18 protein-coding genes are annotated in these 21587 nt (G+C 70.6%); 6 read left to right on the top strand and 12 right to left on the bottom strand.

The annotated features are described in order from the left end of the window. Positions 1-3: 3 nt before the first annotated feature. Positions 4-741, bottom strand: a complete 738-nt coding sequence (locus EER30_RS28715) for an SDR family NAD(P)-dependent oxidoreductase (RefSeq protein WP_127503732.1) — start codon at positions 739-741, stop codon at positions 4-6. A gap of 922 nt (positions 742-1663) precedes the next feature. Next, positions 1664-2560, bottom strand: coding sequence for a DMT family transporter (locus EER30_RS28705; RefSeq protein WP_127503730.1), 897 nt, complete (start codon positions 2558-2560; stop codon positions 1664-1666). A gap of 70 nt (positions 2561-2630) precedes the next feature. Between EER30_RS28705 and EER30_RS28700 the strand changes: the two genes are divergently transcribed. Both EER30_RS28700 and EER30_RS28695 read left to right on the top strand, forming a co-directional pair. Next, a complete protein-coding gene (locus tag EER30_RS28700) occupies positions 2631-3542 on the top strand; it encodes a LysR family transcriptional regulator (RefSeq protein WP_127503729.1) in 912 nt (303 codons plus the stop codon). Between the two features lie 71 nt (positions 3543-3613). Then, on the top strand, positions 3614-5026 hold the full coding sequence (locus tag EER30_RS28695) for an SDR family NAD(P)-dependent oxidoreductase (RefSeq protein ID WP_127503728.1): 1413 nt from the start codon (positions 3614-3616) through the stop codon (positions 5024-5026). 57 nt (positions 5027-5083) lie between these two features. Here the strand turns inward: EER30_RS28695 and EER30_RS47360 are convergent, their stop codons facing one another. From EER30_RS47360 to EER30_RS28660, 7 genes are all read right to left on the bottom strand, one after another. Beyond that, complete coding sequence (locus EER30_RS47360; RefSeq protein WP_164842510.1) at positions 5084-5845, bottom strand: hypothetical protein; 762 nt, start codon at positions 5843-5845, stop codon at positions 5084-5086. A gap of 112 nt (positions 5846-5957) precedes the next feature. Beyond that, positions 5958-6716, bottom strand: coding sequence for an SWIM zinc finger family protein (locus EER30_RS28685; RefSeq protein ID WP_127503727.1), 759 nt, complete (start codon positions 6714-6716; stop codon positions 5958-5960). After that, a complete protein-coding gene (locus EER30_RS28680; protein WP_240670360.1) occupies positions 6709-9627 on the bottom strand; it encodes a DEAD/DEAH box helicase in 2919 nt (972 codons plus the stop codon). The genes EER30_RS28685 and EER30_RS28680 overlap by 8 nt, the downstream gene beginning before the upstream one ends. Next, a complete protein-coding gene (locus EER30_RS28675) occupies positions 9624-10067 on the bottom strand; it encodes a DUF5990 family protein (protein ID WP_127503726.1) in 444 nt (147 codons plus the stop codon). The genes EER30_RS28680 and EER30_RS28675 overlap by 4 nt, the downstream gene beginning before the upstream one ends. A 47-nt stretch (positions 10068-10114) precedes the next feature. Further along, positions 10115-11281, bottom strand: coding sequence for an ATP-grasp domain-containing protein (locus EER30_RS28670; RefSeq protein ID WP_240670359.1), 1167 nt, complete (start codon positions 11279-11281; stop codon positions 10115-10117). Positions 11282-11410: 129 nt separating this feature from the next. Further along, positions 11411-12205 carry an alpha/beta hydrolase gene (locus EER30_RS28665; RefSeq protein WP_127503724.1) on the bottom strand — a complete coding sequence of 265 codons (795 nt, stop codon included), beginning with the start codon at positions 12203-12205 and terminating at the stop codon, positions 11411-11413. Positions 12206-12260: 55 nt separating this feature from the next. Further along, complete coding sequence (locus EER30_RS28660) at positions 12261-12596, bottom strand: STAS domain-containing protein (RefSeq protein ID WP_240670358.1); 336 nt, start codon at positions 12594-12596, stop codon at positions 12261-12263. A gap of 248 nt (positions 12597-12844) precedes the next feature. Between EER30_RS28660 and EER30_RS28655 the strand changes: the two genes are divergently transcribed. Both EER30_RS28655 and EER30_RS28650 read left to right on the top strand, forming a co-directional pair. After that, positions 12845-14323, top strand: coding sequence for an amino acid permease (locus EER30_RS28655; protein WP_127503722.1), 1479 nt, complete (start codon positions 12845-12847; stop codon positions 14321-14323). Next, positions 14320-15189: a universal stress protein gene (locus tag EER30_RS28650; RefSeq protein ID WP_127503721.1), complete on the top strand. Its 870-nt coding sequence runs from the start codon at positions 14320-14322 to the stop codon at positions 15187-15189. The genes EER30_RS28655 and EER30_RS28650 overlap by 4 nt, the downstream gene beginning before the upstream one ends. Positions 15190-15202: 13 nt before the next feature. On the opposite strand, the gene EER30_RS28645 is transcribed toward EER30_RS28650, so the two are convergent. Then, complete coding sequence (locus tag EER30_RS28645; RefSeq protein ID WP_205650460.1) at positions 15203-15859, bottom strand: response regulator transcription factor; 657 nt, start codon at positions 15857-15859, stop codon at positions 15203-15205. A 43-nt stretch (positions 15860-15902) separates the two neighbouring features. Continuing rightward, a complete protein-coding gene (locus EER30_RS28640) occupies positions 15903-17120 on the bottom strand; it encodes a sensor histidine kinase (protein ID WP_127503720.1) in 1218 nt (405 codons plus the stop codon). A gap of 110 nt (positions 17121-17230) precedes the next feature. On the opposite strand from EER30_RS28640, the gene EER30_RS28635 reads away from it, so the two are divergent. Next, complete coding sequence (locus EER30_RS28635) at positions 17231-17974, top strand: ABC transporter ATP-binding protein (protein ID WP_127503719.1); 744 nt, start codon at positions 17231-17233, stop codon at positions 17972-17974. Beyond that, the gene (locus EER30_RS28630; protein ID WP_127503718.1) at positions 17971-20511 is read left to right on the top strand and encodes an ABC transporter permease; all 2541 of its coding nucleotides are present in this window, start codon (positions 17971-17973) and stop codon (positions 20509-20511) included. Before EER30_RS28635 ends, EER30_RS28630 begins: the two co-directional genes overlap by 4 nt. A 127-nt stretch (positions 20512-20638) precedes the next feature. On the opposite strand, the gene EER30_RS28625 is transcribed toward EER30_RS28630, so the two are convergent. Continuing rightward, entirely contained in the window at positions 20639-21577 is a 939-nt protein-coding gene (locus tag EER30_RS28625; protein WP_127503717.1) for a serine/threonine-protein kinase, read from the bottom strand. Positions 21578-21587: the final 10 nt, after the last annotated feature.

Below are 21587 nucleotides of genomic sequence, written 5' to 3'. Positions count from 1 at the left end.
GTTTCACCGGAAAACCAGGCCGCCGCCGACTTCGATGACCTGGCCGGTCAGTGCGCCCGAACCCTCTGAGACCAGGAGGCGGGCGGTCGCGACCAGGTCCTCGGGGACCAGCGCTCGAGGCAGAGCCTGGGTGGCCAGCAGCGGTGCGTGGGCCTCGACGTCCTGGCCGGCGGCGAGTTCGGCCTCGCCCTCGGTGCGGATCGCTCCCGGGGACAGCGCGTTGACGGTGACTCCGGCCGGACCTAGCGCCCGGGCCAGCGAACGGGTCAAACCGATCAGCGCCGCCTTGCTCGACACATACGCGGGGCCCGAGGGTCCGCCCATCCGCACGGTGGGCGAGACGACGTTGACGATGCGGCCCCATCCGCGTTCGGCCATGCCCGCGCTGAGGGCCTGGGCGAGCAGCATCGGGGCCGTGACGTTGACCGCGAACGTCTGCTGCCACTCTGACAGGGGCAGCTTCTCGAAGTCCACGTTGGACGCTTTGGCGGCATTGTTGATCAGTACGTCGACCGGCCCGGCCCGGTCGGCCAGGTCACGGACGGCGCCGGCGTCGGCCAGGTCGGCGTCGAGCAGGGTGGCCTCGGCGCCGAGGTCGCGGCAGAGGCGGGCGACGTTCTCGGCCTCGTCGGCGGCGGCCAGGTGATGCAGCAGGAGCCGATGGCCGGGCCTGGCAAGTCCGACGGCCAGGGCCGCCCCGATGCCGCGCCGTGCCCCGGTGATGAGAATCCGCCGACCCATGCGCTCAGCCTATGCGGATCTTCTTCGAAAAGAACCGATGGGAACGGGCGACGTGGCCGAGCGGCCCGCTGGCGCTGGGTCGCTCGGCCACGTCCGTCTCCATCGTGCCTCTTCGAACACAACGGCACATGATCCAATCCCGCTCATTCACGCGATCCACATCTCATTCTGTTACCTCTTAGTGTGCTTTGGTGAGCACATGGTCGGTAGTCCTGCCTTGCGGCGGGACGGTCCCGGTCTGACCGACTGATGTCGTGCCGGTTCACGCTTCACAGCCACCTGCCCGCATACACGGGTCTTCCGGTCAGCTCCACGTGCTGCCACCGAGCCACTCCCGGCAGTATTGTCCGACTCGACCGCGAGAACGGCCGGGTTCAGTGCGGCGTTCCGGTCCGGTCGATGACCAGCCCGCACGCCTCACAGACGAATTCGCGCTCGGACAGAGCCGGCTTGGTTGTCACCGCGCCCCATGCCGAGCAGGTCTTGGAAAAGCGATCCCGCAACGCGCCCTTGCACAAACGTTGACATCACGGCCAGCCGCCGAGATCGCAGAGACGGACACCGGAACGCACACCATCGCTCACGGCCCCCCTTCCTGCCCGCCCCCATCGGGACGAAAGCAGCCTCCCGTACCGCATAACAACTAGTCAAGAGACATATTGTCGTCTGCCTAGGATTTGGCACGTGGCGTCGCGGCACGGCTGCCTACGGGTACCGGTGGCCGCTGCCCATTCTTTCCATTGACACCGTCACTATTGCCAACCAGTGAGCACTACCGACTATCAACACGTCAGCAGATGCCACCCCCACGGGGATGAAGACCCAAGCGGAGGGGCGGCTTGCACACGGACGGCGGTGGCTGGTGCGGGGATGCTGCGGGGTGAGCGGGTGAAGGACAAGAGCCCCGGACGCAGGGAACGACTTACGCGCGGACGGCGGTGGCTGGTTCCGGGAGTGGGGTGATGGGTTGCGGGGTGGGGCGGGTGGAGAGCCAGCAGCCGGCCGCTACCAGGGTGAAGCCGACGATCGTGCTGACGCCGATGTGTTCGTTGAGCAGCGCGACGCCCAGCAGGACGGCCACGACCGGGTTGACGTAGGTGACCAGGCCCGCGCGCGTCGAGCCGGCCAGGCCGATCAGCTGATAGAACGCCAGCAGCGCGAGCGCGGTGCAGAAGAGGCCCAGTACTGCCAGGGAAGCCCAGGCCTCAGCCCGTACGGGATGGGTGGGCAGTGAAAAGACGGCGAACGGCGCCAGTGCCAGCGCGGTGATGCCGGTCGTGGCGCCGACCAGGGATTCGGTGGGCACGTCGGAGAGGCGACGCTGGACGAGCTTGGTCGCGACGGCGTAGAGGATCGCGGCGACCAGCACCATGCCGGCGCCCAGCAGCCCGAGGCGGTCGCCGGAGAGGTCGAGGCCGACGAGCAGCGCCACGCCGCCGAAGCCTAGGACCAGGCCGGCGATGCGGATCGGGGTGAGGCGCTCGGTGCGGGACATGAGGAGCGCGATCACGACGGGTTCGACGGCGATGAGCAGGCCGGTCAGCGACGAGCTGATGTGCGTCTCGCCGTACGTGATCAGCAGGAACGGGCCCAGGATGTGCACGAATGACAGCAGAACGACGGCGCCCATGTGACCGCGCAGTTTCGCCAGCGTGCCGCGGGCGGCGGCGATCGGCAGCAGCACGAGCGCGGCGATCCCGACCCGGCCGGCCACGACGAGCAGCGGCGACAGATCCTCGATGGCGATCTTGATCAGGAAGTACGGGATGCCCCAGAGCACCGAGACAGCGAGGAAGAGAAACCAGGCGCGACGATTCACAACACGACCCTCTCCCCGTACGGTCGTAAGCGGTAGTACCAACCTTCTGAACCAGTCATTAAGGAAACTGATGATTGATGTACGTCGTGTGGCCGTTCTGCGTGAGGTCGCGCGGCTCGGCAGCTTCAACCGGGCCGCCGCGTCCCTGCGACTGACGCCGTCGGCGGTGTCGCAGCAGATCAGCACGCTGGAGCGGGAGCTCGGCTCACCGGTCGTGCTGCGCAGCACGCGCGGGGTGGTGCTGACCGACGCCGGGCGTGTGCTCGTCGAGGCGGGCGACGCGATCGCCGCCGAGCTGTCGCACGCCGAGCAGACAATCGCCCGGCTGGGCGCCCCCGACAGCATGACCGTGGCCACGTTCACCAGCGGTGGCCAGCGCCTTCTGCCCGCCGCGCTGACCCGCTTCACCGCCGATCGTCCCGGTGTCGAGCTGACGGTCCTCGAGAACGAGCCCCATGACGCGTTGCCGCTGGTGCGATCGGGCGCCGCCGACGTCGCTCTCGTCTATCACTTCGACGGACCCCCGCCCGTACGCCCCGGTGACCGTTCGGGGCTGACCTGGACCCCGCTGCTCGACGACCCCATGTGGATCGTGCTGCCCGCGAGCCACCCGTTCGCCGGGCGCGAGTCCGTCACGATCGCCGACCTGCGCGACGAGCGCTGGGTCCACGGCTGCCTGGAGATCGTCGACATGCTCGGCCACTACGCGGCACTGGCGGGCTTCGAGATCCGTACGGCCTGCCGCGGAACGGATTATGTCTTCGCCCAGTCGCTGGTCCGCGCCGAGGTCGGCATCAGCATGATCCCGCAGGTGGCGCTGACCGCGACGCCGGGCGGCCTGGCCATGATCCCGCTCGCTCCGCCCGGCCCGTGCCGCTACATCGGCATCGTCACCCCGAGCCGCCGCCGCCCCAACCCCCTGACCGAGGCCCTGGTGCGAGCCCTACACGAAACCGTCGCCGCCCTCCCGGTCCCGGCCTGATCCGCGCCGTGCGCGCTCGGGTAAGTACAGTTCCAGCGACGGATTCGGGCTGGTGAGGACGGTAAGTGGGCATGACGGGCGAGACTGAGACGGTCGCAGGGGTGGACGCCGAGAGGCTGAAGCAGTGTCTTGCGGTGATCGCCGAGGTGGAAGCGCTGCCCGCCGAGCACCCCGACGCGGTCGCGGTACGACGGGCCACCGCGGGGCTGTTCAAGACGGTCAAGCTCAATCGGCGGCGGGAGCGGCGCGACGCGATCCTGGCCGCCGACCGCGCGGTGACCGAGGCCACCGCGACCGGCGCCCCGGGACGCATCGACGACGAGACGGCGGGCATCCCGCTGCGCTCCACGGTCAAGCAGGCGACGGCCGGAGTGCTGCGGCAGCCGCGCGGCTGCTACGTCTGCAAGCAGCGTTTCACGGTGGTCGACGCGTTCTATCACCAGCTCTGCCCCGACTGCGCCGTGCTCAACCACGACCGCCGCGACGCCCGCACCGACCTCACCGGGCGGCGCGCGCTGCTCACCGGCGGCCGCGCCAAGATCGGCATGTACATCGCGTTGCGCCTGCTGCGCGACGGCGCCGACCTGACGATCACCACGCGGTTCCCGCACGACGCGGTGCGCCGTTTCTCGGCCATGCCCGACAGCGCCGACTGGCTGCACCGGCTGCGCGTGGTTGGCCTCGACCTGCGCGACCCGGCGCAGGTGGTGGGGCTGGCCGACTCGGTGGCGGCCCGCGGCCCGCTCGACATCCTGATCAACAACGCCGCGCAGACGGTCCGGCGCTCCCCGGGGTCGTACGCGGCCATCGCCGCCGCCGAGTCCGAGGCGCTGCCCGACGGGCCGCTGCCCGAGCTGGAGTATTTCGGCACCGCGGGCGTGTCCCCGGCGGCCGCGCTGACCTCCGGCGCCCCCGTGCTGACGCCGCAGCAGATCACCGAGATGGCGCTGACCGCCCGCTCGGTCGCGATCGACGCCGGCGGCCTGGTGCCCGACACCGCGCCGACGAACAGCTGGAGCGACAAGGTGCACGAGGTCGACCCGCTCGAGCTGCTCGAGGTGCAGCTCTGCAACGTGACGGCGCCGTTCGTGCTGGTCAGCCGGTTGCGTGCGGCGATGACCAGCTCGCCGTTCCCGCGCCGCTACGTGGTGAACGTGTCGGCGATGGAGGGGATCTTCAACCGGGGCTACAAGGGCGCCGGCCACCCGCACACGAACATGGCGAAGGCGGCGCTCAATATGCTGACCCGCACCAGCGCGGTCGACATGTTCGCCGACGGCATCCTGATGACCAGCGTCGACACGGGCTGGATCACCGACGAGCGCCCGCATCCGACGAAGATGCGGCTGGCCGACGAGGGTTTCCACGCCCCGCTCGACCTGGTCGACGGCGCAGCCCGGGTGTACGACCCGATCGTGCGCGGCGAGAAGGGCGAGGATCTGTACGGCATCTTCCTGAAGGACTACGCGCCGGTCGACTGGTAGGACGCGAACGAGCCACGACCCCTCGGGGCCGTGGCTCGCCCGTCGGCTGGAGCTACGTCACTCGTCGCCGGCGTCGTCCTTGACCGGCTCGCGGTCCTTGTTGCGGTCCTTGTTGTAGCCCTTGTCGCCGTCCGCGTCGGCCGTGGTGTCGTCGTCCTTGTCGGCCTTGACCGGCTTGGTCTTGACGGGCTTGTTCTTGACCGGCTTGTCGCCCTTGACCTTGACCGGCTTGTCGGCCTTGACCGGCTTGTCGTCCGCGCAGGTGCAGTCGGCGTCGGCGTTCGCGTCGGCCGCAGCGTCAGCGTCGGTGTCACCGTCGTCACCCGCGTCAACGTCGTCGCGGTCGCGGTCACGGTCACGGTCGTCGCCACGGAGGTCGAAGTCGCCGTCGAGGTCGTCGAAGCCGTCGCGGTCGCCGAAGTCGTCACGGTCGCCGAAGTCGTCACGGTCGTCGAAGTCGTCACGGTCGCCGCGGACGCGGAAGCCGCTGTGGTGAACGCTGACGCGGAACGCACCGTCGCCGCGGAACCGGTCCCGGCCACCGAACGGGAAGCCGTCGTGGTCCCGCTCGACCTCGAGGGCCCAGGTGCGGCGCCCGACCTGGTCGCACTCGAAGTCGTCCCAGTTGCCGAGCCTCTCGCCGATGCGGCCGGCGTTGACGCACTCGCGCGGGTTGCTGAAGTGCCGGACGACCCGGTCACGGTCGCCACCCTGCTGGGCGGCCGCGCCGATCGACGCCATGGCCGGGCCGGCCCCGACGGTGACGCCGGCGAGGACGCCGACACCGGCGACAGTGAGAATCCGGGAAAAACGGTTCATTTCACACCTTCTCTTGACAAAACGCCATGTCGGGAGAAGAAGACCATGCGCCCCATAGGTCACGGGAAGGTTTCGAATCGCGTAACCCGATCGTGGAGCTACATCGTCCGCACTACCGTGTTCCCTGCTCTGGAAGGGCCAGATAGGCCGGCCGCAACACGTCGACGATCGGCTGCCCCTCCTGCGCGAGCGGCGGCGGATCAAGCTGGTCGAGCAGAGCGTCGGGCCTGGTCGCGGCCCCGGGCCGCCCTCCGACCGGCACCCTCGTGGCGACCGACGATCCCCAGAAGTCCCCGATGTCCTCCGGACTCCCCGCCGGAGCGGCCTCGACGGACTCCTGGGCGGTGACCGCCTGCGCGCTGCGAAGTTCACGCAGGTGGGCGAGAAGCTCATCGCGGCCGCGCCCGCGCCAGGCGAAAGCGCCGAACGGATCCTCCTGGAAACTGCGGGCCAGCGCGTAACACGTCGCGGCGAGGTGGACGCACGGCATCGGCCAGCGCTCGCACGAGCAGTCCATCGCCACCTCGTCGAGCGAGAGCGGCACCAGGCTCAGCCCGGCCTCGGCGAAGACCGACCCGATCCCGTCCGGCATGCGCCCGTCGAGCAACTGCGCCACATAGCGCGCCTCCCCCGCCAGCCTGGCCTCGGCCGCCGCCCACTCGGACGCGCCGAACGACCGCACGGCGATGCGCGCCCGGAAGGCCTGCGCGTCGTCCGGCCCCCGCACCTGCGCGACGACGAGGCTGCCCGAGATCGTCAGACTGCGTACGTGGCCTGCCCGCTCGTCACGGCGGCCGCGCGCGAACGTGGGGCCCATCCGCAGCGACTCGAACGTGCCGAGAAGGGCGACAGCCAGCCGGTCGTCAGTCAACGATGGCCTCCGGGGCGAGCGTGAGCAGGTCGCGCAGGTCGGTGGTGGACAGTGCCGACAACCAGCTCTCGCCGTTGCCGACCACGCGGGCGGCCAGCACTCCCTTGTCGGCCAGCAGCCGGTCGATGCGTTCCTCGAGCGTGCCCAGGCAGACCAGCGTGTGCACCCGCACGTCGCGGCGCTGCCCGATGCGGAACGCCCGGTCGGTCGCCTGATCCTCGGTGGCCGGGTTCCACCACCGGTCGACGTGCACCACATGGTTGGCCGCCGTCAGGTTCAGGCCGGTGCCGCCGGCCTTCAACGACAGCACGAAGATCCCCGGGCGCTCGTCGGCCTGGAACGACGCGACCATCTCGTCGCGGGCGCCGCGCGGGGTGCCGCCGTGCAGGTAGCGCACCGGCACGCCGAACCGCGCCGCGAGATGCGGGGTCAGCATCGCGCCGAACTTCGCGAACTGCGTGAAGCACAGCACGCTCTCCCCCTGGGCCAGCGCGCCGTCGAGGATCTCCTCGAGCCGTTCGAGCTTGCCCGACCGCCCCGGCAACGCCGAACCGTCGCCGAGCAGCAGCGCCGGGTGCACGCAGGCCTGCTTCAGCTTGGTCATCGCGGCCAGCACGATCCCCTTGTTCCACCGGTCCTTGCTTTCGGCGAGACGGGTCGTCATCTCGTCGAGGATCGCGCGGTAGAGGGTGCTCTGTTCCACCGTCAGCCCGCACAGATGCCGTACGTGCTGCTTGTCGGGCAGGTCGTTGATGACGATCGGGTCGCTCTTGACCCGGCGCAGCAGGTATGGCCGGGTCGCCTGCCGCAGCCGCGAGGCCGCTTCCTCGTCGGCGTACCGCTCGATCGGCACGGCGAACCGCGCCCGGAACGTGTGCGCCGACGCCAGCACGCCCGGGTTCAGGTAGTCGAGGATCGACCAGAGCTCGGCCAGCCGGTTCTCCACCGGAGTGCCGGTCAGCGCGATCCGCATGCGCGACGGGAACCGCCGGATCGCCCGCGCCGCCGCACTCGCGCTGTTCTTCACATGCTGCGCCTCGTCGAGCACGACCCGGTCCCACTCGATCGCGGCGAGCTGATCGGCGTCGCGTACAGCGGTTGAATAGGTGGTCAGCACGACATCGGCGCCGGCCAGCGCCTTCACGTCGGGCCGGTCGGCGCCGTGCAGCACCTCGACCCGCAACGTCGGCGCGAACCGGGCCGCCTCCCGCTGCCAGTTGCCGAGCACCGAGAGCGGGCACAGCAGCAGCGCCGGCCCGTTGCGTTTGTGCAGCAGCAGCGCCAGCAACTGCACGGTCTTGCCCAGCCCCATGTCGTCGGCGAGGCACGCCCCCAGCCCCAGCCCGTCGAGAAAGGCCAACCAGGAGAAACCCCGTTTCTGGTACGGCCGGAGCTCGCCCCTCAATTCCGCCGGCGCCTCGAGCAGCTCGAGCTGCCGCTCCAGATCACCAGCCAGCAGCCGCGCCGCCCACCCCTCACCGCTCGTCGCCGTGACCGGCAACGGCAGTTCCTCGGGCGGCAACAGCTTGATCATCCCGAGCGCACGGCCCGCGCTCATCGTGCCGCCGCCGCGCGCCAGGAACCGCAACCCCGCGTCGAGCCGCTCGGCATCGAGGTAGACCCAGCGCCCCCTCATCCGTACGAGAGGAACTTTGGCCTTGGCCAGGTCGCCGAGTTCCTCGGTGGTGAGGACCCGCCCGCCCAGTGCCAGCCCCCAGTCGTAGTCGACGAGATGGCGCAGGTCGGCGGTCTGATCGCGCAGCACGGCCGGGATCGGATCGCGGGGCCGCAGGTTGAGCCCGAGCCCGAGGCTGGGCCGATCACGCCACCAGGCCGGCAGCAGCACGCCGTAACCCGCCTCCTCCAGCGTGGCGGCGTGGCTCAGGAAGCGATGCGCCTCCTCGGTGTCGAGCACCATGTCGATCGGGCGGGGAACCCGCAGCGCCGCCTCGAGATCGGGATAGAGCCGGGCCGCCCTCCCCAGCCCGCCGAGCAGCCGTTCCTGCGGGTGGCTGGTCCAGCGGCGCAGCGGCGCATAGCTGTCACGCCAGACGTCGGCCGCGGTGACCAGGGCACTCGGCTCGTCGACGGCCTGCAGCAGGAACTCGAGCAGCCAGGCGTCACGCGGCGGCTCGTCGGTCTCCACCTCGTCCAGGCGGGTCAGGCGGAAACACAGCCGTACGGCGGCGCCGGTGATCGCGCTCGTGTGCCAGCGCTCGAGGCGGTCGGCCAGTTCGTCGGCCAGCGCGGGAGCGGCGGAGAACTCCGGCTCCCCGGTCAGGGCGGCCAGCCATCCGTGGCCGAGGCTCACCCCCTGCTCGGCCAGCCGCGTACGGACCAGGCCGTCGACGAGACGGTCGAGGGCTACGGCCAGGGCGTCCTCGTTCGTGTGGGCGCGTTCGGCCCGGGCCGCGGCGGGGAGCCTCTGCAGGAGGTCGTCACGGTGGAGTGCGTCGTAGCCGGCCAGGACCGGTCGCCACCGTGCGGCTGGGCCGTGAGGGTGGACGGCGGGGAGGACGCGGCCGCGGCGGACCAGGTCGGCGGCGAACTCGCACAGCTCCAGGAGCCATTCGACGTCGCGGCCCAGGCGGCCGTCGAATTCCGCGGTGACGTCGTCGTCGAGGAACGGGACCGTGACCGCCGGCACCTGCCAGGGGCGTAGCCGCGGGGTGCCTCGCCTCGGGGGAAGGCCCATCTGCGGGGAGGGCAGGGGGCCGGTGGTCGTGGACGGCAGCAGCAGGGTCGCTGGGGGCCTCGGCTCTCCCGTCGGGAGTCTCTCTGCGGGAAGGGCGAAGGGGTGGCCGCCCTGGGGTGCGTCGTGCGGGCCGGCCTCGGCCCAGAGGTTGATCGTGCCGTCGTGGCCGATGAAAGCGTGCAGGACGCGGACCTCGGCCGTCACCAGGTCGGTCACTGCAGCGACCAGGTGATCGCGGGTGGGCGGACCCGTGCGCAGATCGGCCCACCCGCCAGGTCGGTCAGGCCCAGCCCGGCGGTCAGGACGTCGTTGCCGTCGTGGGCCGCCCTCAGCAGATCGGTGGGGATGTCGGTGAACATCAGCTTGGCCCGGCGGAACATCTCGAAGGTCGTGCCGGTTACGTTTCCCCAGCTCAGGTAGAGGAAGCGGGCTCCTGGACGGCCGTGGACCCAGTCGCCTCCGACGTCGAGGAGGCCGTCGACCTCGCGTGAGGTGATCGCCAGGTGCCAGGTGGTCTTGTCGGCCCAGGCCGGGTAGCGGTCGACCACCTCTTTGGCCCGTTGGACGCCGACGTGCACGTTGGCCAGGCGTAGGGCGTCGGCCTGTGGGCCATCTTTGGTGGCCGGCAGGTCTCGTCCCTCGATCTGGATCCTCACGCTGAAACCCTAGCCCGGGGGTGTGACAAGCCTTGAGGACCGGCTGCCTACCCCCGGGCGTTGTCACTCACCCAGGCATCGATCAGGCCACCGAAGTGGGCTTGGAACTTCTCGTGCTCATGCACCGGATAGGTGGCCCTCACGGTCTCGCGCAACAACGATTGGAACTCGTCCGAAGTCACCCACTGGTAGACGATCTCGTCGATGTTCCCCAGATACCTCTCGCAGAATTCGGCGTACCGGTCGGCCTCGAAGTAGTCGTCGGCCAGCTTCCGATATGCGGCGAGCTTCTCCTCATAGGACAACGAAGGGTCATCGGCGATGGCGAAATAGGCCGATGTGTCGGTGTCGAGCCTCGGTTTACGCCCGGTCACGACGCAGAACACGGACCACCGCAGCAAAGCCGACATGGCCCACGGGAAGTAATAGTGCAGCGACGTGATCGCCACGTCGGGGCAGGCGTTGGCGTAGTCGATCGGGTGCACGTCGTTGCCGCGCACCAGCGACTCGCAGGAATTGAACTCCCAGCGGAAGAACGCGTTCACCAGTCTCGAGATCGTCACCACTTCGTCGCCCGCCTCCGCCCCGAGGAAGCCGTGGTCGACCTCGTAACGGGCGTGCATCGGCTGTTCCGGGCGGAACTTCATGACCATTGTCTCGGGGCCGATGGTCAGCGAGCGGGCGAACACGTCATATCCCTCGACTGACGCCTGCAGGTGCATCAGCCGCTCGCCCGAGGCGTCGTACGCCGCGTGCAGTTCGTCCGGGTTGCGGATCTTCGAGACGCCGACCCACGCGCCGCCGTCGTACGGCTTCATATACATCGGATAGCCCACCTGCGCCGCTGTCGCGTCGAGGTCGAACGCCTGGTTGTAACGCGCGGCCGTGTAGGCGTACCGGCTGTTGTCCAAGGGGTTCTTGTAGGGCACCAGGACCGTTTCGGGGACCTTGAGGCCCAGCCGGATCATCGCGCAGTAGGCCGCGTGTTTCTCCATCGACTGGAAGGTGAACGGGCTGTTGAGCAGGTAGACGTCGTCCATCAGCGCGATTTTCTTGAGCCACTCGCGGGGGTGGTAATACCAGTAGGCGAGCCGGTCGATGACCAGGTCATGACGGGGGCGGTCGCGCAGGTTGAAAGGTTCGATGGTGACGCGTTCCGAGGAGACGCGGTGCGATTTTCCGTCGGGGCCGCCGATGATTCCCAGCCTGCGCATCAGGGCCTCGAAAGCGCGCGGCCAGTCGTCTTCCGTTCCTAGCAAAAGTCCGATGGTGTGCTCGACGTCGGCCACAGGAATCTCCAGTCTTCAGTCCGCTTAGGGGTGGCGGGCGGTGCGGTTGGATGGCTAGGGGTTGAGCCTCCTGAGCAGGGATGTCAGATGGGGGTCGAGAGCGTCGCGCCACGCCGGCCAGTCGTGGCCGCCCTCGATCTGAGCGAAGCTCACCGGGTAGCCCTGGGCACGCAGCGCCTCGGCCATGCTCCGGTTGTTCGCGAGGTTCTCCTCGAGCCTTCCGCAGGTCATCGTCGTCGGCACGGGGTGGCCGGCGTCCGGGCCGTCGGTGCCGCGCAGCACCCGGCCGGTCCAGCGGACGATGGCCAGGTAGCGGGCGAACTTCGATTCCTGCTTGTCGAAGCGGGGCTGGAAGAAGCTGCCCGACTGCAGGAACAGCCCGCCGAGCAGCTCGGGGTAGGCGCGCTGGCAGTGCAGCAGCGCGAGCGCGCCGAGCGACGCGCCGATGGCCGCCACCGGTCGCCCCGACGAGAGACGGTCGGTCAGCCTCGGCAGAATTTCCAGGCCCAGACCCCGGGCGTACGCCGGGAGGGCCGCGTACCAGTCGTTGCGGTCACCCGCCGGCAGCAAAACCAGGTGGCACGGTTCGATGCGGCCCCCGGTGATCGAGGCGGCCACGAAGCGACCGAGGTCGGCGTGCTTGTCGTAGTCGGGGCCGTCGTGGGCGACCAGCACGTGGTCGGTCGGGTCGGCGGGTGACCAGACGCGCGCGGTCAGGTCGGTTCGCAGTGCTTTCACCGGCAGGTCGAGAGTCCACCAGGTGCCGGCCGCGGCGGGCAGGGTCCACCAGTCAGGTTCGCGTCGCAGGCGGGCGGGGTGGTCGATGCCCGCTACTGCCGCCCGCTCCATGAAAGGCACCTTAACGGCGGATCGGTGCCTTCGCGCGGCTTCTAGGGCAGGTGGTTCAGGGGGTGTAAGTCTGGCTCGGCGACGAGGCCGGCGGGAGCCCGAACATCTCGGACAGGCCGGTGATCCGCAGTTGCCGGTGGACGAATTCGCTGGGGTTGCGGAGCACGAACTTCGTGCCGACCTCGCGGGCCGTGTTGTAGCCGGTGACGAGAGTGCCGATGCCCTGCGAGTCCATGAAGGTGACGTACGTCAGGTCGACGATCAGCGTCATCGGGCGTTCACGCTGCACCGTACCGAGAAGGGTTTCGCGGAGCACGCCCACGGTGGCCGCGTCGAGGCTGCCGCGCACGTCGACGACGATCACGCCGTCGGCCTGGCGTCGCGTGGTCATCACCGCCTCGCCCACCCCTGAACCCCTGTCGTTTCGGACCCACCGCCACCTCGGGTCCCGCCCGTCGCCACCGTACCCCGCGTTTCCCCTGCCTCGCAGGCTGCCGCCTGTTTCCGGTGCCCCGGCGGACAGCGGGTGCGGGCACCGAAAGCACAAGTCCGACCTGCCCGATCTCGCTCAGCGGTTGCGCCTGGCCGGGACCTATGCCCAAAGTCACATAGGCGCCAACCGATGACGGGAGGGGTGACATGGCCACGACTTCGGGACGGCCGGGCATCTTCGCGGTGCGCGACGTCAGGTCGCTCATCACCGAGACAGCCGAGGAGGGGCACGGCCTCAAGAAGGCGGTCGGTGCGACGCATCTGACGGCGATGGGCGTCGGCGCGATCATCGGCACCGGCATCTTCGTGGTGATCGGTGAGGGGGCCGGCATCGCCGGGCCCGCGGTGATCCTGTCGTTCGTACTGGCCGCGGTGGCCTGCGCTTTCTCGGCGTTGTCCTACGCCGAGCTGGCCTCCTCGATCCCGGTGGCCGGCAGCGCCTACACCTACACGTACGCCACGATGGGCGAGGTGGTCGCCTGGATCATCGGGTGGGACCTGATCCTGGAGTACGGGGTGTCGGTGGCCGCGATCGCGGTCGGCTGGGGCGGCAACCTCAACGCGTTCCTCGACTCGGCGTTCGGTGCGGCCCTGCCCGACGCGATCGCCAAATCGCCGGAGGACGGCGGCGTCTTCAACCTGCCCGCAGTGTTCGTGGTCCTGGCGATCACGCTGCTGCTGGTGCGCGGTGTGACCGAGAGTGCCCGGGTCAACCTGGTCATGGTCGCCGTCAAGCTGATCGTCCTGCTGTTCTTCATCGTGGTCGCCTTCGCGAACTTCGGCACCGGCAACTTCCAGAACTTCACCCCGACCGGCGTGGACGGGGTGACGTCGGCGGCGGCCATCATCTTCTTCGCCTATATCGGCTTCGACGCGGTGTCGACCGGCAGCGAGGAGGCGAAACAGCCGGCCCGCGACCTGCCGCTGGCGATCATCGGGTCGCTGCTCATCTGCACGATCTTCTACGTGCTGACGGCGGTCGGCGCGATCGGCATCGCCTCGCCCGAGCAGATGTCGGGCAGCGACGCCCCGCTGGCGGCCGCGCTCGACGAGGGTGCCGGGATCAGCTGGGCGGCGGCGGTGCTGTCGCTGGGCGCGGTCGTCGCGATCACCAGCGTGGTGCTGGTCATCATGTACGGCCAGACCCGCATCTTCTTCGCGATGTGCCGCGACGGTCTGCTGCCCCAGCGGCTGGCCACGGTCAACCAGCGGTACGGCACCCCGGCCCGGTTGACGATCGTGCTCGGCGTGCTGATCGCGATTCTGGCCGCTCTGGTGCCGCTGAGCGAGATCGTCAAGCTGGTCAACATCGGCACGCTGTTCGCCTTCGTGCTGGTCAACGTCGGCGTGATCATTCTGCGGCGCACCCGGCCCGAGATGCCGCGCCCCTACCGGGTGCCGTGGTCGCCGGTGCTGCCGCTGCTGGGCATCGCCTTCGCCATCTATCTGATGAAGGACCTGCCGTGGGACACCTGGGTTCGGTTCATCGTCTGGCTCGCGATCGGCATCGTCATCTATTGGCTGTACGGATACCGCAACTCGCGCCTGCGTCAGGAGCAGACGTCGACGCCGGGCTGGGCACGCGAGTCGGACCCGCGCAGACCGGACGAAGGTGATCCCTCGTGACCGGGCCGGTGATCGTCGGCGTCGACGGGGGCACGGGCGCCGGGGACGCGCTGACGCTGGGCCGCTGGTTCGCCGAGACGCTGGAGGCGCCGCTGGTGGTGGCCGTCGTGCATCCGGCGCCGGCCGCGCTCGGATCGGGCCGGGTCGACGCCGAGTGGGTGGCCGACCGGCATCGCGCCGCGCGGCGGGTGCTCGACAACGCCCGCGAGGAGCTTCAGGGCGTACGCGGTGAGGTCGACTATCGGATGGTGGGCTCGTCGTCGGCCGCGCACGGGCTGCACGATCTCGCCGAGTCGACCGGCGCGGCGATGCTGGTCATCGGCTCGGGACGGCACGCGACCAAGGAACGGCTGCTCGCGGGAAGCACGGCCGAGCGGTTGCTCGCCGGCAGCGCGTGCCCGGTCGCCATCGCGCCGGCCGGACTGCCCGCCCCGCCCGGCGAACGCCGCCGCATCGGCGTCGCCTATGTGGACACGCCCGACGGCCGGGCCGCCCTGAACGTCGCCGCCGCGATGGCCCGCCGCACCGGCGACACACTGCGGCTCTACACGGTGGTCGCCGAGGGGGACGCGACCCTGCCGTTCCTGGTCGGCGACGACGCCGAGCGCGCGTTCCTCGAGACGGCCCGGGAGACCTACGAGCTGTCGCTGCACCGGGCGGCCGAGTCGGTGCCGGGCGTGCAGACCGAGTGGCAGGTGATCGCGGGCGACGTGGTCGGCGCGCTGGCCGACCTGACCGAGGTCGACGTGCTCTATTGCGGCTCGCGCGGCTACGGGCCGGCGCGCCGCGTGCTGCTCGGCGGCGTCTCGACCCGGCTCGTACGCCGTGCGGGCCTGCCACTGGTCGTGGTGCCGCGCGGGGGCTGAGGTTCGGCGCATGTCAGCCGCTCCCGTTCAGGAAGGCCAGGACGGCGCGGACCCGGCGGTGGTCGTCCTCGTCGGGCCAGACGTCCAGCTTGGTGAGCAGGCTGCCGATGTGTTTGGCGACCCCCGCTTCGGTGACCCTCATGCTGCGGGCGATCGCCGTGTTGGACCGGCCCTCCGCCATCAGGGCAAGCACTTCCAGCTCTCGCGGGGTGAGCCGGGTGAGTGGCCCGCGTCGTCGTCTGAGCAGTTGCCGGACGACCTCGGGGTCCACCACGGTGTGCCCGTCCCCCACCCGTTCGAGCGCGTCGACGAACTCGGCGACGTCCCCGATGCGGTCCTTCAGCAGATAGCCGATGCCCGCGGACCCCGGTTCCGCCGAGTCGAGCAACTCGCTCGCGTAGGTCTGTTGTACGTATTGGCTGACCACCAGCACCGGCAGCCCGGGGTCCGAGCGCCGGAGCCGGATAGCGGCCTGAAGCCCTTCGTCGGAGAAGGAGGGCGGCATCCGCACGTCCGTGACGACGATGTCGGGCCGGTGAAGCCCCACCGCGGCGATCAGCTCGTCGGCGTCCCCGACCGCGGCGACGACCTCATGACCGAACCGCGTGATCAGCCCGACGATCCCCTCCCGTGTGAGCAGCGCGTCCTCGGCCACGACAACCCGCAGCACGCGCCGGCCCCTCGTGTGGCCGCCGGTAGGGTGTGTTCCAGCCTCAGCGCGCACGGACGGGCGCTCCCTCGAACTCGACCTGCAGCACCGTCGGACCGCCCACCGGGCTGAACAGCGCCATCGTCCCCTCGACCGCGGCAACCCGGTCGGCCAGGCCGATCAGGCCGGTGCCGCCGGCCGGGTCGGCGCCGCCGACCCCGTCGTCCTTCACCCGGAGGATGATCCGGTCACCGGCCACCGTCGTCGTGACGGCGGCCCGCTCAGCCGCGCTGTGCTTGGCCACATTGTTCAGCGCCTCGACCACGACGTAGTAGGCGGCGAGCTCGATCGGCTCGGGCAGCCGGCCGGGCAGGTCGATGCCGACGTCGACCGGCACCGGCGAGCGCCCGGCGACATCGGCCACCGCCGCCGCCAGCCCTCGGTCGGTCAGCACCTTCGGGTGAATGCCCTGGATCAGCTCGCGCAGCTCCTGCAGAGCCTCCTTGGCCAGGTCGTGGGCCTTGCGCAACGGTGCCTCCAGGGTCGAGCCCTCCGGCAGGTCGTGGCGGGCCAGGCCGAGCTGCAGGTTCAACGCAGCCAGCCGCTGTTGGGCGCCGTCGTGCAGGTCGCGCTCGATGCGCCGGCGCTCCACCTCGTGCGCGTCGACCAGGCGGGCCCGTGACCGGGTGACCTCGACCAGCCGCTCGCTGTCGTGCGGACCGAGGATCACCCTGGTCATCGCCGCGCGGGCACCCGCCCACGCCGTGATCGGATAGGGCGCCGCCGCCAGCAGCGCCGCTCCGGCCGCCATGGTCAGCAGCGTCTCGGCGGTGCCGTAGGCCGGCTCGAGGACGGCGGTGAGCAGGAAGGTCACCGGGAACCAGGTCATGCAGAACACCACGACGACGTCCATCCAGCACAGCACCGCGGCGGAGAACAACGCATAGCAGATCTCCCACCAGGTGACCTGCTCCCGCAGATGGCCGCGCAGGCCACGCCGGGGAGGTGGATCAAGCCGCTGGGTGTCGACCAGCCACAGGCGCCACCTCTCGAACCGGGCGATCAGCGGGCCGCAGACGCCCGCCGCGAGCGCGGCCGGGATGGCCGCGGCGAAGACCGGCACCTTCGACCCGGTCAACATCATGAGCACGGTGACGCCGATCGAGGGCAGGGCCAGCAACAGGCTGCCGGCCAGGTAGAGCGCCGACCGCCAGGGCCACGAGCTGCGCAGGAACCCGGCCGGCCGCAGAGTGAGCGCGTCGAGCGCGGTGCGGACCGGCATGCCCGACAACGTACCGGCCGCCTGGAGGGCCGACAGTAGTGCTGGCTATACCTCGAAAGGTCTATCCCGCTCGACTGTCCCCGGCGCCGACAACCGGTTTGCTTCCTCGCATGACGCGAGATGTGGCGGCCCGGGCCGTCGGGGTGTGGAAGGTCTTCGGCGACGGCGTCGCCGAAGTGACGGCGCTGCGCGAGGTCGACGTGGAGTTCGCCGCGGGCGGTTTTACCGCGGTGATGGGTCCGTCCGGGTCGGGCAAGTCGACGCTGATGCACTGCCTCGCCGGCCTCGACACGGTGACGCGCGGCGAGATCCACCTCGGGGCCACCAGAGTGACCGGACTCGGCGACCGCGCTCTCACCCGCCTGCGCCGCGAGCGGGTGGGCTTCGTCTTCCAGCAGTTCAACCTGCTGCCTGTGCTGACCGCGGAGGAGAACATCCGGCTGCCGCTCGACATCGCGGGCCGCCGCCCCGACCCGGAATGGTTCCGCACGGTCGTCGACACTGTGGGCCTGGGCGACCGGCTGCGGCACCGGCCCGCTCAACTCTCCGGCGGTCAGCAGCAGCGCGTCGCCTGTGCGCGGGCGCTGATCGCCCGGCCCGAGGTGGTCTTCGCCGACGAGCCGACCGGCAATCTCGATTCGCGGTCCGGCGCCGAGGTGCTCGGGTTCCTGCGCGCGTCGGTCCACGACCACGGCCAGACCATCGTGATGGTCACCCACGATCCCGTCGCGGCGTCCTACGCGGATCGGGTCGTGTTCCTCGCCGACGGTGGCGTGGTCGACGAGCTGGCCGGTCCCAGCGCCGACAAGGTGCTCGACACCATGAAGCGGCTCGACACCGAGGCGGCCCGATGATCCGCGCGACGCTGGCCGGCCTGCGCGCCCGGAAGCTGCGGCTCGTCCTGTCCGGCTCGGCGGTGGTGATCGGCGTGATGTTCGTGTCGGCCGCGTTCGTGCTGACCGGCACGCTCGGTCGCGCCTTCGACGCCCTCTACACGGGGGTGGGTGAGGATTTCGACGTCCGTGTGACGGCGCGCCAACTCCCGGGCGTTGGTGACGAGGCGGCGACCAGGCCGGTGCCAGACGCCCTGGTGGCGCGCACCGCAGCGGTCGCCGGCGTGGCGACGGCGACCGGGGTGGTCAGCGAGGACGGCGCCCGACTGATCGGCCATGACGGCAAGACGGTGCCAGCGCCGCTGGGCCGGGCGCGTCTCGGAAACAGCTGGACCGGTGAGCACGGCCCGATCCGGCTGCGGGCCGGGCACGGGCCGGCGTCCCCCGGCGAGATCGCGATCAGCGCGGCGCTGGCCGACGCCGCGGGTGTGCGGGTGGGCGATCGCGTCGGTGTGCTGACCCAGCGGCCGAAACGGGTGTTCACGATCGTCGGGATCATCGGCTACACAGGGGGCCGAGACAGCCTCGGCGGAACACACGAGATCGCGTTCCACCCCTCGGAGGCGGCCGATCTCATGCTCAGCCGGTCCGATGTCCATTCGGCGATCGACATACGAGTCGACGCGGGTGTCCGTCCGGACGAACTGCGCGGCAGGCTGAGCATCGCGCTGGGCGACGACTACCTGATCGAGACGGGCTACGAGGTCCGGGCTGCGCAGGCCGCCGCCGCGAAGGAGGACCTGGCGCTGGTCAACCAGATCCTGCTCGGTGTCGGGGGAATGACACTCTTCGCGGGGGTCTTCCTCGTCCTCAACACCTTCTCCATCCTGATCGCCCAGCGGACCCGCGAGCTGGCTCTTCTGCGGGCGTTGGGCGCCCGGCGACGGCAGGTGGTCGGCTCAGTGCTGCTCGAGGCCGCGCTGACCGGGGCGATCGCATCTGTGCTGGGCCTCGGGCTCGGGGTGGGAGTCGGAGCGTTGCTCGCGGGCCTGGCCGACAGCATCGGGGCGGGCGGCCTCGACCTGATACTGACGGTGCCCCCGGCCGCGGTGGTCACGTCGCTGGTTGTCGGCGTCCTGGTGACCCTGCTGGCCGCCCTCGCACCGGCGTTGAGGGCGTCGCGGGTCCCGCCGATGGCCGCGCTGCGGGAGGCGGCCACACCCGACCGGTCACTCCTTCGGCTGACGGTGGCCGGGGCAGTGGTCGCCGCGGCCGGAGCCGCGGTGATCATCGTGGGGTTCGCCGGTGGGACGGAAGACCCCTCACTGGCCGCCGTGCTGGGCGGCGTCCTGGTCAGCTTCGTCGGGTTCGCGCTGCTCACCCCGGCGGTCGCCCGTCCGGCGACGAGGCTACTCGGGCGTCCTTTCGCCCGGTCGGTACCAGGACGGCTGGGCCGGCTCAACGCGGGACGGAATCCGCGGCGCACCGCGGCCACCGCATCGGCGCTGATGGTGGGCATCGCGCTGGTGACGGGCGTGAATGTGGTGCTCACGTCGGCCACCGCGAGCTTCGACGAACAGGCGGGCGACTACTTCCGCACCGACCTGATCATCACCGGGGTGGCGAGCACCGAGCGTCCGCCAACCTTCGACCCGGCCGTGCTCGGTCGCGCGCGGGAGCTGTCTGGGGTGGCCGGGGTCAGCGGCCAATACACCGACGTCGTCCAAATCGGGGACCGCCGGGTCGGGGTGGCGGCCTGGGACGACGACGCGGCCCTGCTGACCTCGGTGAAGGTGGATCGCGTGGCCGGGTCCCTCGGGCCGCTCGGCCCCGGCGAGGTCGTCGTGGACGTCGCCACCGCCACCGCCCAGGGCGCGACCGTCGGCTCCGCGCTGACCGTCACCTTCTCCAGCGGGCAGCGCCGGACCCTGACGGTGATCGGCACCTACACCAGTGACTTCTCCAGCGGCTGGGTCCTGCCCAGGGCCTCGATAGCGGACATGGCGAGTCGTCAGCCGACATTCGGCATGGTGCGGCTCGCGCCCGGCGCGTCGAAGCGGGACGTACGGGCGGGAATCGACGCTCTGCTGACCGACAGCCCCGAGATCACCGTCACCGACCGGACGGGCTTCGTCGGCATCCTGACCGGGGTCTTCCGTACCGTCATGCTGTTCCTGCAGATCCTGCTCGGCCTGATCCTGGTGATCGCGATCCTCGGCATCATCAACACGCTGGCCATGTCGATCATGGAGCGCACCAGGGAGTTCGGGCTGGTCCGCGTGGCCGGGCTCGACCGCGGCCAGACCATCCACATGATCACCGTGGAAGCGGTCGTGATCTCGGTCTTCGGCACGGCGCTGGGCACGGCCGTCGGCGTCGGCCTGGGTGCGGCCGTCGTCGCCACGCTGCGGTCCGAGGGCATTCAGAAGCTGGCGCTGCCCTGGCCCTACCTGGGCGCCTATCTCGTGCTGGGCGCGGTGATCGGCGTCATCGCCGCGATCCTGCCGGCCCTGCGCGCCGCCCGCGTCGACGTGCTGAGAGCGATCGCCTATGAGTGAGCGTCAGTCAGCCGGCGGCCGTCGGGCGCCGCCTGGGCCCGCCGCATCCCCGCGTGAACCAGATGGGCCCTGGGGGCTGTTTTGGAATGGCGCCGGGCCGCGGACGAGGCCCATTCCGAAACAGCCCCTAGTCGGCGCGGTGGCGGCCGGCGGGCTGCATCGAGGCCGAGGTGGGCTCCTCGGCGGCGTGCTGGTCCCAGGGCGAGATCGTGGGCTGGAGGTCCTGGATGGGCACGTAGACGCGGGCGTCGACCGACTCGGCCAGCAGCAGGGCGGCGACCAGGGCGGTGGGGCGTTCGAGGGGGTCGCGGTTGAGGCAGCGGGACACGAGGTCCTCCACCTCGGGCGGCAGGTTGTCGAGTTCGGGCAGCGGATCGGGGTCGAGATAGCGCTGGGCGTGCACCAGTTCGGTGGGCGAGTCGGCGCGCCACGGCAGCCGGCCGCTCAGGCACTGGTGGAGCAGGGTGCCCAGGGCGAACATGTCGCTGGCGGGAGTGGACGGGTGGCCCTCGAACAGCTCCGGGGCCACGTAGGCGGGGGTGCCCATGACCGGCATCGACGGGTCGTCGGGAACTCCGGCCGAGGCGGCGATGCCGAAGTCGAGCACCTTGGCGCCCGACGGGGTGAGCATCACGTTGGCCGGCTTGATGTCGCGGTGCACCACGTGCTCGGCGTGGGCGGCGGCCAGCGCGGCGGCGACCTCGGCGCAGATGCGCACGCCGATGCGCCAGTCGATCGGACCGGCCGCCAGGTGCGCGCCCAGGGTCTGGCCCTCGACGAGTTCCATCACGATGTACGGCTGCTCGCGGCCGGCGGGGTCGGGGTGCGACGTGCCGAAGTCGTGGACGCCGGCCACGTTCGGGTGGGCCAGCCGGGCCGCCGATCGGGCCTCGGCGCGTACGAGATCGACGCCCGCCACCTCGCCCAGCGTGCCCTCGACGGCCGGGCACATGATCTTGACGGCTACCGGCCGGTCGAGCACGCGGTCGTGGCCTCGCCACACCTCCGACATGCCGCCGACGCCGATCCGTCGCACGAGCTGATAGCGCCCGCCCAGCGTCCGCATGTGTACCGAC

Source organism: Actinoplanes solisilvae, from assembly GCF_003999975.1.
Classification (GTDB): domain Bacteria; phylum Actinomycetota; class Actinomycetes; order Mycobacteriales; family Micromonosporaceae; genus Actinoplanes; species Actinoplanes solisilvae.
This window is presented reverse-complemented; position numbering and strand designations above follow the sequence as displayed.